15 protein-coding genes are annotated in these 15138 nt (G+C 62.7%); 9 read left to right on the forward strand and 6 right to left on the reverse strand.

From position 1 onward, the window contains the following. The first annotated feature begins 149 nt into the window (after nucleotides 1-149). From ABDB87_RS17975 to ABDB87_RS18005, 7 genes are read left to right on the forward strand one after another with little or no spacing between them, the layout of a single operon-like run. Nucleotides 150-602: a type IV pilin protein gene (locus ABDB87_RS17975; protein WP_345929639.1), complete on the forward strand. Its 453-nt coding sequence runs from the start codon at nucleotides 150-152 to the stop codon at nucleotides 600-602. Next, nucleotides 596-1192, forward strand: coding sequence for a GspH/FimT family pseudopilin (locus ABDB87_RS17980; RefSeq protein ID WP_345929641.1), 597 nt, complete (start codon nucleotides 596-598; stop codon nucleotides 1190-1192). The genes ABDB87_RS17975 and ABDB87_RS17980 overlap by 7 nt, the downstream gene beginning before the upstream one ends. Further along, nucleotides 1189-1581 (forward strand): type IV pilus modification protein PilV, encoded by a 393-nt coding sequence (gene pilV, locus ABDB87_RS17985; protein ID WP_345929643.1) that lies wholly within the window; start codon nucleotides 1189-1191, stop codon nucleotides 1579-1581. The genes ABDB87_RS17980 and pilV overlap by 4 nt, the downstream gene beginning before the upstream one ends. Further along, nucleotides 1578-2744: a PilW family protein gene (locus ABDB87_RS17990; RefSeq protein WP_345929645.1), complete on the forward strand. Its 1167-nt coding sequence runs from the start codon at nucleotides 1578-1580 to the stop codon at nucleotides 2742-2744. The genes pilV and ABDB87_RS17990 overlap by 4 nt, the downstream gene beginning before the upstream one ends. 2 nt (nucleotides 2745-2746) lie before the next feature. Beyond that, nucleotides 2747-3340, forward strand: a complete 594-nt coding sequence (locus tag ABDB87_RS17995; RefSeq protein WP_345929647.1) for a pilus assembly PilX family protein — start codon at nucleotides 2747-2749, stop codon at nucleotides 3338-3340. Between the two features lie 26 nt (nucleotides 3341-3366). Further along, a complete protein-coding gene (locus ABDB87_RS18000; RefSeq protein ID WP_345929649.1) occupies nucleotides 3367-7314 on the forward strand; it encodes a pilus assembly protein in 3948 nt (1315 codons plus the stop codon). Nucleotides 7315-7321: 7 nt separating this feature from the next. Further along, a complete protein-coding gene (locus tag ABDB87_RS18005; RefSeq protein WP_345929650.1) occupies nucleotides 7322-7900 on the forward strand; it encodes a hypothetical protein in 579 nt (192 codons plus the stop codon). Nucleotides 7901-8182: 282 nt separating this feature from the next. Here the strand turns inward: ABDB87_RS18005 and dusA are convergent, their stop codons facing one another. Beyond that, nucleotides 8183-9184, reverse strand: a complete 1002-nt coding sequence (dusA, locus tag ABDB87_RS18010; protein ID WP_345929652.1) for a tRNA dihydrouridine(20/20a) synthase DusA — start codon at nucleotides 9182-9184, stop codon at nucleotides 8183-8185. An 80-nt stretch (nucleotides 9185-9264) separates the two neighbouring features. Between dusA and ABDB87_RS18015 the strand changes: the two genes are divergently transcribed. Then, complete coding sequence (locus ABDB87_RS18015; RefSeq protein WP_345929653.1) at nucleotides 9265-9741, forward strand: hypothetical protein; 477 nt, start codon at nucleotides 9265-9267, stop codon at nucleotides 9739-9741. Between the two features lie 66 nt (nucleotides 9742-9807). Here the strand turns inward: ABDB87_RS18015 and ABDB87_RS18020 are convergent, their stop codons facing one another. From ABDB87_RS18020 to ABDB87_RS18040, 5 genes are all read right to left on the reverse strand, one after another. Beyond that, nucleotides 9808-11124 carry a DcaP family trimeric outer membrane transporter gene (locus tag ABDB87_RS18020; protein WP_345929655.1) on the reverse strand — a complete coding sequence of 439 codons (1317 nt, stop codon included), beginning with the start codon at nucleotides 11122-11124 and terminating at the stop codon, nucleotides 9808-9810. Nucleotides 11125-11187: 63 nt separating this feature from the next. Beyond that, nucleotides 11188-11922 carry an amino acid ABC transporter ATP-binding protein gene (locus tag ABDB87_RS18025; protein WP_353978494.1) on the reverse strand — a complete coding sequence of 245 codons (735 nt, stop codon included), beginning with the start codon at nucleotides 11920-11922 and terminating at the stop codon, nucleotides 11188-11190. 22 nt (nucleotides 11923-11944) lie between these two features. Beyond that, on the reverse strand, nucleotides 11945-12700 hold the full coding sequence (locus ABDB87_RS18030; RefSeq protein WP_345929660.1) for an amino acid ABC transporter permease: 756 nt from the start codon (nucleotides 12698-12700) through the stop codon (nucleotides 11945-11947). A gap of 63 nt (nucleotides 12701-12763) precedes the next feature. Continuing rightward, complete coding sequence (locus ABDB87_RS18035; protein ID WP_345929662.1) at nucleotides 12764-13531, reverse strand: ABC transporter substrate-binding protein; 768 nt, start codon at nucleotides 13529-13531, stop codon at nucleotides 12764-12766. Between the two features lie 198 nt (nucleotides 13532-13729). Beyond that, entirely contained in the window at nucleotides 13730-13885 is a 156-nt protein-coding gene (locus tag ABDB87_RS18040) for a hypothetical protein (protein WP_345929664.1), read from the reverse strand. A gap of 305 nt (nucleotides 13886-14190) precedes the next feature. On the opposite strand from ABDB87_RS18040, the gene ABDB87_RS18045 reads away from it, so the two are divergent. Next, nucleotides 14191-15114: a LysR family transcriptional regulator gene (locus ABDB87_RS18045; protein WP_345929666.1), complete on the forward strand. Its 924-nt coding sequence runs from the start codon at nucleotides 14191-14193 to the stop codon at nucleotides 15112-15114. Nucleotides 15115-15138 lie beyond the last annotated feature (24 nt).

Consider the following 15138-nt stretch of genomic DNA (forward strand, 5'->3'; position numbering starts at 1 on the left):
AAAGGTGCTTTTGTGGGTTTTGACGCCGTTTTACGGCGGTGCATGTGTCAATAGCGACCAGTAGAAGACCCTCCGTCAAGGGGCGTAAAGGGCAGTCATTCCGTTGGGCCAGAATGCCCGGGTCGGGCCGCAGTACAGGACAGAGAACCATGCCGAGCAGAACCCATTCCGCCAGCCAGAGAGGCTTCACGCTGATCGAGCTGATGATCACCGTTGCGATCATCGCGATCCTGGCTTCCATTGCCTTGCCGGCTTACTCCGATTACGTGACCCGCAGCCGGCTCGTTGATGCCACCAATGCGCTCTCGACGCTTCGCGCGAAGATGGAGCAGCACTACCAGGACAACCGGACCTACCTGACGGTGGGCAGCTACACCACGCCCTGCAAGGCGAGTGCGAACACCACCGCCGGCAGCTTCACGATCTCCTGCACCGTGGCGGCCACCAGCTACACGCTGACCGCAACCGGCAGCGCGACGACCAGCGGCTTCGTCTACACCATCGATCAGGACGGCACCCAGAAAACCACCGGTCTGCCTTCAGGCTGGGGCAGCGCTCCGCAGACCGGTTGCTGGGTCCAGCGCAAGGCGCAGACATGCTGAGCCGCCTGCGATCCGCTGCGCGCGGATTCACACTCATCGAGATGATGGTCACCATCACGGTGATGACCATCCTCGCGCTGCTGGCCATGCCCGGCATGACGGCCTGGGTGGCGAACAATCGCGTGCGCACGGTGGCGGAAGCCATGCAGAACGCATTGCGTCAGGCGCAGGGCGAGGCCGTCAAGCGCAGCCGCCAGACCGTGTTCGCGCTGACTGCGCAGACGCCTGCGGCCAGCGCGACCCCCTCAGCGAACGGCGGTAACTGGTATCTGCAGACCCTGCCCCTGAGCGGCTCGGACGATGGCACGGCGGGCAGCTTCCTGCGCGGCGAGAAGGTCGCCACGACGCAGTCGGTCACTATCACCGGCGCTTCCTTGCTGTGCTTCAACTCGCTGGGCCGGCTGGTCAGCAACACCTCGACCGGGCTCGGTGCCAGCTGTACGGCTCCGACCAGTTACACCGCCTACAACCTGACGGCCAGCGGCGCGGATCGCCCCTTGCGGGTTGAAGTCTATCTGGGCGGCAAGGTGCGCATGTGCGATCCGGCCAAGACACTTTCCAGCAGCAATCCGGACGGGTGCGCAACATGAAGACGAATCCTGCCCGCCGCGGCCAGCAGGGCATGGCCTTGCTCGAAGCCCTGATCTCCATCCTCATCTTTTCATTCGGCGTGCTCGGCATCGTTGCGCTGCAGGCCAAGGCTTCGCAGTTTTCCGTGGATTCGGAAGACCGCACCCGCGCAGCGATGCTCGCGAACGAAATCATCAGCCAGATGTGGGAGGCCGGCAGCACGTCGGATTGCAGCAGCATCGCTTCCACCACGATCAGCGGCCGAACCGAGCTCGCCCTGCCCGGCAGCAATGCGAGCTGCTCAACCGACAGCAGTGGCGTGGTCACGGTCACCGTGACCTGGAAAGCCCCCTGGCGCAAGAGCAGTGAGCAGAGCAACACCTATGTGACCAAGGTGGTCATGCCATGAGCATGAATGCCATGCGCCAGCGCGGCGTCACCCTCATCGAACTGATGGTCGCGATCGTGATCGCCTCCCTGCTGGCGATCGCGGTGTCCACCGTGCTGGCGGGCTTCGAGGGGCGAAAGCGCTCGACGACTTCCGTCAATGACCTCAACCAGGCCGGCAACTATGCCGCCTGGGTCATCGATAATCTGGTCCGCAGCGCCGGCTCGGGTTATGCGCAGACCGCGGAGTTCTCCTTCGGCTGCAAGCTCTATGCGGCGAAGTCTTCCGCCGTCGTGCTGGGGGACTCGACGACCGTTCCGGCCCCTTTCTCCAGCTATACCGCATTCTCGAGCGGCTTTCGCCTCGCCCCGATCCTGATCGCCAAGGACGCGACCACGCCGGCCAACAGCGGCAGCGGTTCGGATGTGCTGGTCATCATGAGCGGCGCCGCGGGCAAGGCGGAAGCACCGGGCTATCTGAGCACCTATCCGGCGGCCGCTTCACTCTCGCTCAAGAACACCCTGCTGTTCACCGCAAACGATCTGGTGCTGCTGGCCGATCCGGAAGCCACCAGCAGCAGTCTTGCACCCTGCATGCTGACCCAGGTCAGCAGCAGCTTCGTGGAGGCAGGCAGCACCAGTGTTGCACTGGCCGGCACCTACTACGCCGCATCGGTCAATTCGACCCTGCTGACAGGCTTTACCAAGGACGCGGTCGCCATGGTCGTGGGCAATGTCAGCAACGCCAATCCGCCGGCTTTCAATCTCGTCGGTGTCGGGGACAACGGCACGCTCTACACCTATGACCTGCTGCAGGCCACCGGCAGCAGTGCGCAGGCAATCGCGCAGGGCATCTTCGAAATGCATGCCTTGTACGGCCTCGATAGCGATGGCGACGGCAAGCTCGACAAGTGGGTCAAGCCGGAGGGCACCTATTCCTACAGTTCGCTCACGGCGGGCACCACGACCGTGGCCGCAACCCTGGCGACGATCAAGGCGGTCCGCATCGGCCTCATCCTGCGCACCGACCTGCTGGAGAAGGAGACAGTCAGCCCGGCCTCGATCACGCTCTTCAGCGATCTGGGTCTGAGCTACAGCCCGACCATTACGGGTGACAACACCCGCTATCGCTACCGCACGGTGGAACTGACCGTGCCCTTGCGCAACACGATGCTGCTGGAGTGATCATGAAACGCACAATGCCTGCCTCGCGCAGCCGACAGCGCGGCGTGATCATGCTGGTCACGCTGATGGCGATGGTGATCCTGCTGATCTCCTCGATCGCCATGCTGCGCTCCTTCGATACCTCGGTGCTGCTCTCCGGCAGCATGGCCTTCAAGCGCGACCTGATGAACCAGGGCGAGCGCGGCATCGCCCAGGCGATCACCTATTTCAACAGCGGCGCGTTGAGTACCGACTCGGCACGGCAAGCGGATGTGAAGAGCGTGAATTACTCCGCCACGATGCTTTCATCGAATGCCCGTGGCATTCCGGAAGCCCTGCTGGGAAGCGCCAAGTTCTCGGCCGCCGGCATGACCGGCACCGACATCACCGACAGCAGCACCGGGGTGACGATCCGCACCGTGATCGACCGCCAGTGTTCCGCCACAGGCGAGTTCAGCACATCGGGCTGTGTCTATGTGCCGGGCTATTCCGACTCGGGCGGCACCAACTGGCTCAAGAAAGCCGGTGCCGAATATGTGCCGGTGTATCGCATCAGCGTGCGGGTCGACGGCCCGCGCAATACCCAGGTTTATCTTCAGACCACGCTTGCGCGCTGAGCGCCGTCAGCCCAAGGGAGTTCCCGATGATCCATAAAGCCCGTCGAGCCGCGAACCTGCTGCGTGCCGTCCTGCTGGTTGCAGGACTTTCCATGCCGGTACTGGCCGGCGCTGCCGTTGACCTGGCCGATGCGCCCTTGTTTTCGTCGGTGACCGTACCAGGCAATCTCGCACTGACGCTGTCGGTTGAGTGGCCGACGGCAACCACGCCAGCCTACACGGTGGCTTATTCCTCAAGCAGTACGTATCTGGGCTACTTCGATCCGGTCAAGTGTTATACCTACGTTTATAACTCGACGACGCCGTCATCCAGCTACTTCACGCCGTCAAGCTACAGCAGCAGTGGAAGCCATACCTGCAGCAGCAGTAGCAGCGCCCAGCTCTGGAGCGGGAATTTCCTCAATTGGGTGTCGATGCAGACGCTCGACACCTTTCGCTGGGTGTTGACCGGAGGTTACCGGAGTACCGACACGAGCAGCGAAACCATCCTGACCAAGACTTTCGCCGGCTACAACAGCTCAGTAATGCCGCACAAGAGCATCTCGTCAGCAGCGACCACGCTGACCGGGGCCACCCCTCTGAAATGGACCGCATGGAACAGTCGTGTGCGCTACGCCGGGACAGCGGTTTACTTCACGAATTCGGGTACCAGTGCAACAGCCTGGACGGACTACACCGACCCTGCAAGCAAAACGGCCACCGGGACCGATTACAACGGACACAACAGCTACGTCACGAGCAGCAATTCGAAATATGCAAATCCCGCTACGGTGTATCGCATTTTCATCAACGTGAAGGTCTGCGACAGCAGTGTGAAAGTAGAAGACAACTGCGTGGGGTATCCGCTTGGAAGCTCCAGCCCCACGGTATACAAACCGGAGGGGCTGCTGCAGAGCTACTCGTCGAAACTGCGCTACTCGACCTTTGGCTATCTGCATGACGACTCCCGAACCGAAGGGGGAGTGTTGCGGGCTCGAATGAAGTACATCGGCCCGACTCAACCCGTTCCGGGGTCGTCAGCCATTACCAATTCGCTGGCCGAGTGGAGCAGTACCACCGGGATCATGACGACCAACCCTGACAGTACCGATGCGACGACTGCACAGACCTTCGCCAAGTCGGCTGGCTGGACGGTATCGATCACCAACAGCGGTGTCATGAACTACCTGAACAAGTTCGGGTCGATGGGTTTTTCCAGCGGCGGCAACTATTACAAGTCCAAGGATCCGGTCGGAGAGCTCTATTACAGCGCCACGCGCTATTTCCGGAACAAGGGGAATGTCGCTTCATACAGCACCCTTTCCGGTGCAGGAAGCTCTGCAACCGCGGCAATCTGGATGGATGGTTTCCCGGTCATTGCGACCTGGGATGACCCCATCCTCTACACATGCCAGAAGAACTTCATTCTCGGCATTGGCGATACGTATTCATGGTATGACGCTGAACTCCCCGGCTCTGCCCTGTCATCTTCGCTGTCCAGCGAGGTGTCTGCCGACGCTGCCAGCGAAAGCGCACCGACAACTGCCGACAAGGTTAACGTGCAGGCGGCCACCAATATGGTTGGCAAACTTGAGGGCTATTCAGGCAACCTCGGTACGCAATACAACGGCAGCAGCCGCTCCAACACGATGTATATCGCCGGCCTCGCCTACGACGCCCACACACGCGACATTCGCTCAGATCTGACGGGCACACAGACAATCAATACCTACTGGCTCGATGTGCACGAAAATGCCTACTACGAGCACAAGAATCAGTACTGGTTGGCCGCCAAATATGGTGGGTTCGAAGTCCCGTCCGACTTTTCGCCCTATGCCTCCAGCTACGACACCTCGACCCTGAAGGACAGCACCTGGATCGCCAGCAGTTCCTACGTACCTTTCTCCGGCACGACCTATGCCACTTCCAACGGCCTGAGCTATTCCACTGACTCCAACACCAACTGTTCGACTCTGACGGGTGGCGTTTCCAGCAAGTGTGACAAACGCCCGAGCAACTACTTTCCGGGAAATTCTCCGGACACGATGAAGTCGGGCCTCACGACAGCCTTTGCCAAGATAGCTTCTGAAGCTGCCGCCGCGACCGCGACGGCCCTCTCTTCGCCCACGCCGCAGCAGACCTCCAGCGGCAACGCCAACTATGAGGCGACCTATGATCCCTCGAACTGGACCGGCACGCTCAAGGGCCAGACCGTGAGCTACGACAGCAGCGGCAACCCGATTCCCACCGTTGTGTGGAATGCCCATGCTCTGCTCACCGAGCGCACCTACACCACCCGTCAGATCGTGACCTGGTGCGGCAGCACCGGTGTGGCCTTCAACACCAGCATGAACTGCACGGCATCGCTGGCGGCGGTGGATGGGGTCAGCAGCCAGTCAGCAGCCAACTACATCGCCTACCTGCGCGGTGACCGGACCCAGGAAGTGGCCAATGGCGGCGTATATCGCACCCGCAGCTCCAGCAACCTGCTCGGTGATATCGTCAATGCCAAAGTCATTGCGGTGGGCGCGCCGGACGGCAACCTGACCGACCGCTACAACGACGGTTACAGCGCCTTCAAGCGGACCTACGCCTCGCGCAATACGGTGGTCTACGTGGGGGCCAACGACGGCATGATGCACGCCTTCGACGGCTCGGTGACCAGCTCCACCGGCGGCAAGGAGCTCTTCGCCTACATCCCGGGGCTGATCTACAGCGACACCGACTCGACAACCGGGGGCGGCCTCTCCTCGCTGGGCAACCCGAGCTTCACCCACCGCTATCTGGTGGACGGCACGCCAAACGTGTTCGACATCGATTTTGCCAAGGCCGGCACGCCGACCGCGACGAGCACCAACTGGCACTCAGTGCTGATCGCAGGCGTGGGCAAGGGTGGCAAGGGCTACTACGCGATCGACGTGACTGATCCTTCGAGCTGGACGAGTGAGTCGGCGGTGGCCGGCAAGGCCCTGTGGGAATTCACGAATACCCACATGGGATACAGCTACGGGGCCGCGCTGGTAGTGAAGACCGCCAAGTATGGCTGGGTAGCGGTGCTCACTTCCGGCTACAACAACGACGATGGCAAGGGCTATTTCTTCTTCGTCAATCCCAAGACCGGCGTGCTGCTCGAAACCGTGGTGACCAGCGAAGGCTCGACCTCCTCGCCGCTGAACATGGCCCATGCTTCGGCCTTCGTACCGAACTACAAGGACGGCACGGCCGACGCGATCTATGCCGGTGACTTGCAGGGCAATGTCTGGCGGCTGGACCTGACCAAGAACTCGGGCAGCTATGCCAGCCCGACGAAGTTCGCCACGCTCAAGAGCACGGACGGTACCGCGCAGCCGGTGACGACCCGCCCGCTGATCGAGATCGAGCCCTCGTCCTCCAAGCGCTATGTGCTGGTCGGCACAGGCCGGCTGCTGGCGGATTCGGACATCTCGAGCGCACAGGTGCAGACCTTCTACGCGATCATCGATGGCAAGAGCGACAGCGGTGCCTTCTACGGCGGCAGCACCAGCCTGCCCAGCGGTGTCACGCTGCCGGTCACGCGTTCGGTGCTGCAGGCCAATACCGACCTCACTGCCGGCATCGGCAGCAATCCTGCCAAGACCATGGGCTGGTACTACGACCTGTCGGTGAGCTCGAACGTGGCCGCACGCGTAACCGTGGACCCGACCTACAACAACGGCATCGTGGCGTTTGCCGCCAACCTGCCGAATGGTGAGGCCTGTTCGCCTTCCGGCACTTCGCAGAACCATGCCCTCGCCGTGGGATCGGGTCAGAGCGTGCTGACCGACAGCTCCGGCAATACGGTGGCCTACATTTCGCAAAGTTCGGTTACGACCGAGCTCGCCTTCGTCAATGTGAATGGCAAGATCCGCCTGCTCGCCGGCTCCTCGGACGGCACGGTAGTCAATGTGCCCGGCACCTTCTCCACCAGCACCTCGCTCAAGCGCATGAACTGGCGCATGGTGCCGATGGTGGATTGATCCGGGCATGCGTACGGTCTGGCTTGCGGTGGCGGCGTCCGCCGCTCTGCACGGCGGTCTGCTGGCCTGGCCGGCAGTGGCTCCGGCTGACGGCGCTGGCCCGCGCCTTGCCGGCACGAAGCTCGAGGCGCGCCTGCTGACGGCGCAGCCTTCACCGGACGCGCGCCTGACGCAGCGCGCATTCGAGGCGGCAGGCCTCGCGCAGACCCCGGCGCCGCCGCCCGAAGCCGTGGGCCACACGGATTCGCGCATGGCGAACCGGCAGGCCGACGTGAGAGCACCGGACTACTGGCCGGCGAATCAGCTGGAGCGCGCCCCGGTTCCGGTGTCCGCACCCGACAGCGGCCTGCTGCAGGGCGTGGAACTGCCCGCCGGCAGCCTGCGTCTCGAACTCTTCATCGACCGCAGCGGGCAGGTCCGAACGGTGCGCCCGGCAGACGCGCGCGAAAACGCGGAAGGGATTCCCCGGGCGATCACCGAGATGTTTCTGGCCACCCGTTTCCTGCCCGGCCTGCGCGCCGGCGCCGAGGTGCCCAGTCGCATCGTGATCGAGGTGAGCATCCAGGATCTGCTGCGCATGTCGTGAGCATGCGGCCGGACGGCTGTGTGCGAATTTCCGCGCTGACCGGTACGCAAACGCGTCGGCAAATCTGCCCGCCGCTTCATGATATTTCCGCTTCTTTGCTGAATGTGCGCAGTGCGCGAGTGTTTTTGCGCGCCTGCCGGAATTCATCCTGAATGCACCGGTCGGATGTACCGGCAGCGTGGTGTGCGGAACGTGGCCCGATTGGCCGGTCTCAAAGGGGGAGGGCGGCCCGCGGCTCCGCCGCCACGCATGCCTTCACAATGAGGGCCGTCTGCCTGATGCTCAGGATTCTGCCGAAGCGGGCCGTTTGCCGACCTGCTGCCAGGCCTCGCGCAGCAGGTCGGGCCGGGCGTCGCGCAGCAGGTTCGGGTCCGACAGCATGCGGCGGAAGCCCTTGGCGCCGGGCAGGCCGTTGGCAAGGCCCAGCATGTGGCGGCTGATGGCTCGCAATGGGGTGCCGTGTTCGCGGTTTTCCTGTTCGGCATAGCGCACCATGCCTTCGATGATGTCGGCCCGGTCTGGCGCCCAGTCGGCGTCAAAGAGCGCGCGCTCCCATTCACTGAGCGCCCAGGGGTTCTGGTAGGCCTCGCGGCCGATCATGACACCGTCAAGTCTGCCGGCCTGCTCGACGATGCTGGCGGTGTCGGCCAGACCGCCGTTGAGCAGGATTTCGAGCTGCGGGAAATCCGCCTTGAGCTGGTGAGCGACTTCATAGCGCAGCGGCGGGATCTCGCGGTTTTCCTTGGGTGAGAGGCCCTTGAGCCAGGCGTTGCGGGCATGCACGATGAAGGTCTGGCAGCCCGCGCGTGACACCGTCTCAACGAAGTCCCGGACGAAGTCGTAGTGCTCGATCTGGTCGATGCCGATGCGATGCTTCACCGTGACCGGCAGGGAGGTGGCTTCGCGCATGGCGGCCACGCACTCGGCCACGAGTTGCGGCTCATTCATCAGACAGGCGCCGAAGGCGCCACGTTGCACGCGCTCCGAGGGGCAGCCGCAGTTGAGGTTCACTTCGTCATAGCCCCATTCCTCGGCCAGCCTGGCGCAATGGGCAAGATCGGCCGGCTCGGAGCCGCCCAGCTGCAGTGCGACCGGATGCTCCGGCGCATTGAAGCGGAGATGGCGGGCAATGTCGCCATGGATCAATGCTCCGGTGGTGACCATCTCGGTGTAGAGCCAGGCGTGCGGGGCCAGCAGGCGGTGGAAGTGACGGCAGTGGCGGTCTGTCCAGTCGAGCATGGGCGCGATGGCCAGACGGCGCGGGGGCAGGGCAGGGGTGTTCATGCGGGGATTTTACCGGATGAGGCCGGCGCCACCTGAAGCGAACTGTTAACATCCTCCCTTTGCTGCGCGGAGACCCCCCAATGAAAAGAATCCTTGCCATCGCACTGAGCTTGCTGCTTGCCGCCTGCGGCGCTTCCATGAACCTGCACCGTCTGGCGCCCGGCAGCGTGACGCTGGAGCAGATGCGGGCCAAGCAGAAGCCCACGGCGGAGTGGAAGAATGCCGACGGGACGGTGACGCTGGAGTATTCGAAGCAGCCGGTTACCGCCTACAACGTGATGCTCGATTTCGACGCGAAAGGCGCACTGAAGCAGTCGCGCATCGTGTCGGTGGCGGAGAATATCTCGCTGCTCAAGACCGGCATGACGCGGGCGGAAGTGCAGCGCCAGGTCGGCTCGCCGGCCAGCATCTTCAAGGACCCGGCCACGGGGGGGGACATCTGGGAGATTCCGACCGATTTCCCGACGGATGACTATCCGCAGCGCGCGATCATCATCCACTGGCATCCGGTGGTGGATGCCGCGACCCGCATCGAGATGGGCAACCACTACAAGTAAGCGGCGTCAGGGCGGAAAAGAAAAAGCCGGCTTGCGCCGGCTTTTTCATGCACTGCTCCGTGGCGATCAGTTGCCGAAGGAGTAGGTCGCTGCGAAGTTCAGGCGGGGCTCGGTGCCGCTGCGGCCGTCCAGGGTCTGACGGTGCGACAGCATGAATTCGCCACCCAGTTCCACATTGGCGACCGGCGCCCAGATCACGCCGACGGTGCCGGACTGGACGGAGCGATTCGCGCTGCCGTCGGCGACGTTGATGTAATCCCCGCCGAGCAGACGTTGCTGGCCATAGGTGACGCTGCCGCGCAGGGTGTCGCTGAGCTTCTGCTGCACGCCCAGAACGTAGCCGTATTCCTTCGGCAGGTAGACCTTGTTGTTCGCTGCGTCGGCCTTAGCGCCAACGGATTCGTTGAAGAAGCGGCCCATGCCCTTGCCGTAGCTGGTGCTGGCCAGCAGCGAGGTCGTCGGGGTCACCATGTAGTGGCCGCCCAGACCCACACCGTAGCCGCGCTTGGAGCCAGTTGTGCCCGGAACAAAAGCCGTGCTTCCGCTGCTAGTCGTTTCTGTGTGATCGTCGCTCTTGATTGCGTTCTCGGTAGTCAGACCGCGCAGGGCCACATGACCCCAGTCACCGGCCTTTTCCCAGCGCAGGACGACGTCCGGCACACGGGTCATGGTGTTGTCATCGGATCCGACATATCCGCCGTTGGCCTTGGTTTCGATGGCGGCAATGAAGTTGCCGGCAGCGCCTGCGCCGTAGGTGTAGCGGATCTGCGGCTGACGCAGCGAGGTGTTGCCGGTCGGGCCGTTGAAGTCGACGGTTTCAGGCGTCGAGTCCAGATCCATGAAGGTCGACCAGGTCTGACCGATCAGCCAGTTGCCGAGTTGGCCATAAGCGTGACGCAGACGGAACAGGCCGCTGCCGGTGGTGTTGTAGAAGTCGGCTTCGACCTTGGTGTTCAGCGCGCCCAGGGCGGTCGGGGCGCTGGCTTCCACGCCGATACGCGAGGTCTTGGCAAACATGTAGGTTTCGCCACGGCGGGCAGCGTCGTTCGAGCCGGTCAGGGCGATCGAGGGCTGGTACGCAGCGTAGTCACCCTGGGCGGCGTTGTTGCGGCCACCGAAGTTATGCACGGCGTCCAGGCGTGCGAAGCCATAGACGCGCACCGAGGTATCTTCACCGGCGCGCTTGAAGGAGCCGGGCAGATCACCCTTCACGACGGCTTGCTGAGCCGGAGCGGGCTGGGCCGTCTGGGCTGCCTTGAGTTCGGAGATCTGCTTCTGCAGATCGGCGATCTGCTTTTCCAGCTTTTCCAGAGCGGGGTCTGCAGCGAAAGCCGGAATGCTGAGCGCGGCAGCGATGGCACCTACGAGGACTCGTTTTTTCATGGTTTTCTCACGAACGATTGGTTGGGAAGAAATGAAAGGGACTGCACTAAAACCAGCACTTCATCAGGCCGCGTGCTTGATCTGCTTCAGGAAAGCCTGTGCACGCGGGTGACTGGGACTACTGAAAAACTGCTGTGGTTCAAGACTCTCTTCAACGATGTTGCCCTGATCAAAGAAGATCACCCGATCCGCCACTTCACGCGCGAAGCCCATTTCGTGGGTGACGATCAGCATGGTCATGCCGCTGCTGGCCAGATCACGCATCACGAGCAGCACTTCATTGACCATTTCCGGGTCCAGTGCCGAGGTCGGCTCATCGAAGAGCATGACCTTGGGCTGCATGGCCAGCGCACGGGCGATGGCCACGCGCTGCTGCTGACCCCCGGAAAGCTGGTTCGGATACTTGCGGGCATGCGCGGAAAGGCCTACCCGCTCAAGCAATTCCAATGCCACCTTCTCGGCCTTGTCCGCACTCCATTTGCGGACCCGCCGTGGCGCCAGCGTGATGTTGTCGATCACGGTCATGTGCGAGAACAGGTTGAAGCTCTGGAACACCATGCCAACCTCTGCACGCACGGCGTCGATGTTCTTGATGTTGTCATCAAGCTCGATGCCGTCGACGACGATGCGGCCGGCATCATGGCGCTCAAGGTGGTTGATGCTGCGAAGAAGCGTGGATTTGCCCGAGCCCGAGGGGCCGATGATGCAGACCACTTCGCCTTCGCGGAAGCTGACCGAGACGCCGTTGAGGGCGGTGAAGCTTCCCCAGCGCTTGAAGATGTTCTCGACCTGGATGATGGGTTTTCCGTTACGCATGGGCTTATCGCTTGCCGACAGCGAGCTTGCGCTCGAGCGCAGCTGCAAACTGGGTGAAGGTGGTGGTCAGGAGCAGGTAGACGACGGCGACCGTCGGCAGGACGATGTCGGGGCGGAAGCTCTCGGCCTGTACGCGCGAGCTGGCCATGGTCAGCTCTACTACGCCGATGGCATAGGCCAGCGATGAGTCCTTCAGCAGTGCGACCATATTGTTGGCAAGCGGTGGCAGCGAGATGCGCACGGCCTGCGGCAGTACGATGTCCCAGAAAGTGTAGAGCGACGAGAGACCCAGAGAGCGGGCCGCTTCGACCTGGCCGGGAGGCACTGCGGCAATCCCGGCGCGTATGACTTCGGCATTGTACGCGCCGACGTTGAGCGACAGGGCCAGCACGGCTGTCCAGAATTCGGAGAGTTGAAGCTCCGGCACCATGGCGGGCAGTGCGAGGAAGAAGAACAGGATCTGCAGCATCAGCGGCGTGCCACGGATGATCCAGACATAAAGATCCGAAATCCAGCGTACCGGTGGCAGGTGAGAGCGCTTGCCGACGGCGGCGAGAACGCCGAGCACCAGACCGATGGCCCCCGAGCAGAGGGTGAGTTCGACGGTGGTCAGGGCGCCGTCGGCGAATTGCTGGGCTGCCGGGCCGATGGGGGCGGGCAAGGGTGCGAGCGCCGAGCCCAGCAGCGACAGGATCAGGCCGAGCCCGAACACAGCGCCGACGAGGATCAGGACGTCGCGGTCTTTGAGTTTTTCAATCATCTTCAGAATAAGGATACGGGCACCAGAACGGTGCCCGTTTTAGCACAAGGCGGAAGAACTGCCTTAATTGGTGCAGGTGATGTCTTCGTGGAAGTACTTCTCGGAGATCGCCTTGAGCGTTCCGTCAGCCTTCAGGGCCGCCAGCGCCTTGTTCAGTTCGGCGTTGAGTTCGGCGTTGCCTTTCTTGTGGACCATGGCGATGCGCTCGATGAAGAGCATGTCGCCCGCCTTCAGGCCCTTGGCGTTGCTCTTGGAGAGTGCTTCCTTGGCCACGAAGCGGTCAGTCACCCATGCGTCCACGCGGCCACCCATCAGCGCCTGGAGGGCGTCGGTGTCCTTCGAGTAGGTCTTGACTTCCTTGGTGCCGCCGACCTTCTTGGCTGCGTCGGCATAGGTCGTGGAGAGCTGCACGCCCAGCGTCTTGCCGGCGAGCTGGTCGGCCTTGAGCGGGCCGTCAGCCTTGGCGACCAGCTGGCCGCCGGAGCAGTAGTGCGGGCTCGTGAAGTCCACCGACTTCAGGCGTTCCTCGGTGATGCCGTGGCTGGCGATGGCCACATCGAAGCGATCCTGGCGGATGCTGGCGATCTGGGAGTCGAACGGCAGTGCGCTCCACTTCACCTTCAGGCCGAGATTCTTGGCGACGGCTTCCAGAACGTCGATCTCGTAGCCGGTGAGCTTGGTGCCCTGATAGAAGTTGAAGGGGGGGTAAGCACCTTCACTGACGGCATTGATGGTGCCGGACTTCTTGATCGTGGCCCAGTCGCGAGCCTGAGCTCCGACAGTGACGAGGGCCAGTCCGAGGGCAAGCGCAATGGTGGTGGTCGCACGCATGAAGGTTTGCATCTCCAGTAAAGGTAAGGAAAACGAACTAAAGCAGGCCATCAATGCTATGGAAAACGATAGACGCTGTCCATGCGTACAGCCAGCAGTTCCTGCCTATACTTGACATGCAACAGGGTATATAGCTTCCGCACCTGTCATGAAGGGGCGGGAAGCCAGCCCTGTCTGCCCGGAAACCGGTCCTCCGGGTCAGCGGGGAAATTGTTCGTGATAGGCGAACACCCCTATTGCCGCAACGGCATAAGGGAGAAGTGTGACGCAGACGGAAAACAGGAGTTTTCCAGCACGCTCGGAGAGCTGCAGATGGAAGGCGTGGCTGGGGTGAGCGGGAACGGCGAGTTTCATGTTGATCTCCGTGATTTCAGGCGTGCAGCGCTCCCTCCGCGCAAGAGGCGGGTTTGGCGGAACGTGCGGGAGTAAAGGGCGTGTTCAGGCGCGGGACGATGGCTCAGGGCACATCGGGCTGTCGCGGAAGGACAGCTCCAGGGGCATGCACGCAAGGAGACCGGAAAAATCCGCCAGGCGCCTTGCGTTTGCCCCGCCGTGATTGCGGTTGGACATGGGGTCACCTCTTGGGTTGGCTATGTGCTTGAACTATAAGTGAGCTTATGGTCGAATAGGCCTAATTCATTGTTCGACTGGAATGAACAGTGCGCAGCCTCAGGCATTTCAATGAACTGCAGACATTTCTGGTCGTGGCCGAGCTCGGCTCCTTCTCGGCTGCAGCCAAGCGGCTCGGACTTGCCCGCTCGACCGTCAGCACGCAGATCCAGGCACTGGAGCGGGTGCTGGGCTTTCCGCTCTTCCTGCGGACCACGCGGCATGTATCGCTGACCGCCGATGGCGAGCGCTACGCCACCCGTGCAGCGGTGCTTGTCAGCGGGCTGGAGGAGCTGACGGCCGAGTTCTCGCAGCGTGCCGGCCGGGTGGCGGGGCGGCTGCATGTGCAGATGACCGAATCCATCGCCAATACTCTGGTGCTGCCGCGCATGGCCGAATTTCTGCGCGCCTACCCTGATCTGGCTCTGCGCATTTCGCTTTCCGAACGGGCGCCGGATCTGGCCGAGGAGGGCATCGATGTGGCGCTGCGGCTTTCCGACAACAAGGATTCAGCCTATCGCTACAAGCGTTTCGGCCAGGTCAGCTTCGTCATGGTGGCGAGCCCGGCCTATCTGGCCCGGTTCGGCGTGCCGCGTCATCCGAACGATCTGCTGCGTCATCAGACCATTGACTTCTTCGACGGCGATGCCGGGCGCGCGATCGACTATGTGCTGGTGAAGGGGCGCGAGAGCATCACGGTGGCCGCCGATGGAGACCTGGCGGTGGACAACGCACGGGCCGGGCTCACCTGTGCACTCGCGGGGCTCGGGATCTATGAGGACTTCGATTTCCTGCTGCGCCCGCACCTGGCCGAAGGCAAACTGGTGCACGTGCTGCCGGACTGGCGACGGCCTGGTCCGGCGGTGGTGGCGCTCTACCCCAGTGGACACCAGAACTCCGCCCCGGTGCGCGCTTTCCTCCGGTTTCTTGACATGGTGCTGAGTCCGGCCCTCAAAGGCGGTGTGGCGGCCTGAAATCCGGTATCTTTGCTGTTGCTC

The organism is Uliginosibacterium paludis (assembly GCF_039631355.1).
In the GTDB taxonomy this organism is placed as follows: Bacteria; Pseudomonadota; Gammaproteobacteria; order Burkholderiales; family Rhodocyclaceae; genus Uliginosibacterium; species Uliginosibacterium paludis.

Bases quoted from the DNA above. Each gene is read 5' to 3' on its own strand.
- dusA (WP_345929652.1), bottom strand. From the start codon at position 9,184: ATGAACACCCCTGCCCTGCCCCCGCGCCGTCTGGCCATCGCGCCCATG.
- ABDB87_RS18030 (WP_345929660.1), bottom strand. From the start codon at position 12,700: ATGATTGAAAAACTCAAAGACCGCGACGTCCTGATCCTCGTCGGCGCT.
- ABDB87_RS18015 (WP_345929653.1), top strand. From the start codon at position 9,265: ATGAAAAGAATCCTTGCCATCGCACTGAGCTTGCTGCTTGCCGCCTGC.
- ABDB87_RS18000 (WP_345929649.1), top strand. From the start codon at position 3,367: ATGATCCATAAAGCCCGTCGAGCCGCGAACCTGCTGCGTGCCGTCCTG.
- ABDB87_RS18040 (WP_345929664.1), bottom strand. From the start codon at position 13,885: ATGAAACTCGCCGTTCCCGCTCACCCCAGCCACGCCTTCCATCTGCAG.
- ABDB87_RS18035 (WP_345929662.1), bottom strand. From the start codon at position 13,531: ATGCGTGCGACCACCACCATTGCGCTTGCCCTCGGACTGGCCCTCGTC.
- pilV (WP_345929643.1), top strand. From the start codon at position 1,189: ATGAAGACGAATCCTGCCCGCCGCGGCCAGCAGGGCATGGCCTTGCTC.
- ABDB87_RS17990 (WP_345929645.1), top strand. From the start codon at position 1,578: ATGAGCATGAATGCCATGCGCCAGCGCGGCGTCACCCTCATCGAACTG.
- ABDB87_RS17995 (WP_345929647.1), top strand. From the start codon at position 2,747: ATGAAACGCACAATGCCTGCCTCGCGCAGCCGACAGCGCGGCGTGATC.
- ABDB87_RS18005 (WP_345929650.1), top strand. From the start codon at position 7,322: ATGCGTACGGTCTGGCTTGCGGTGGCGGCGTCCGCCGCTCTGCACGGC.
- ABDB87_RS17975 (WP_345929639.1), top strand. From the start codon at position 150: ATGCCGAGCAGAACCCATTCCGCCAGCCAGAGAGGCTTCACGCTGATC.
- ABDB87_RS17980 (WP_345929641.1), top strand. From the start codon at position 596: ATGCTGAGCCGCCTGCGATCCGCTGCGCGCGGATTCACACTCATCGAG.
- ABDB87_RS18020 (WP_345929655.1), bottom strand. From the start codon at position 11,124: ATGAAAAAACGAGTCCTCGTAGGTGCCATCGCTGCCGCGCTCAGCATT.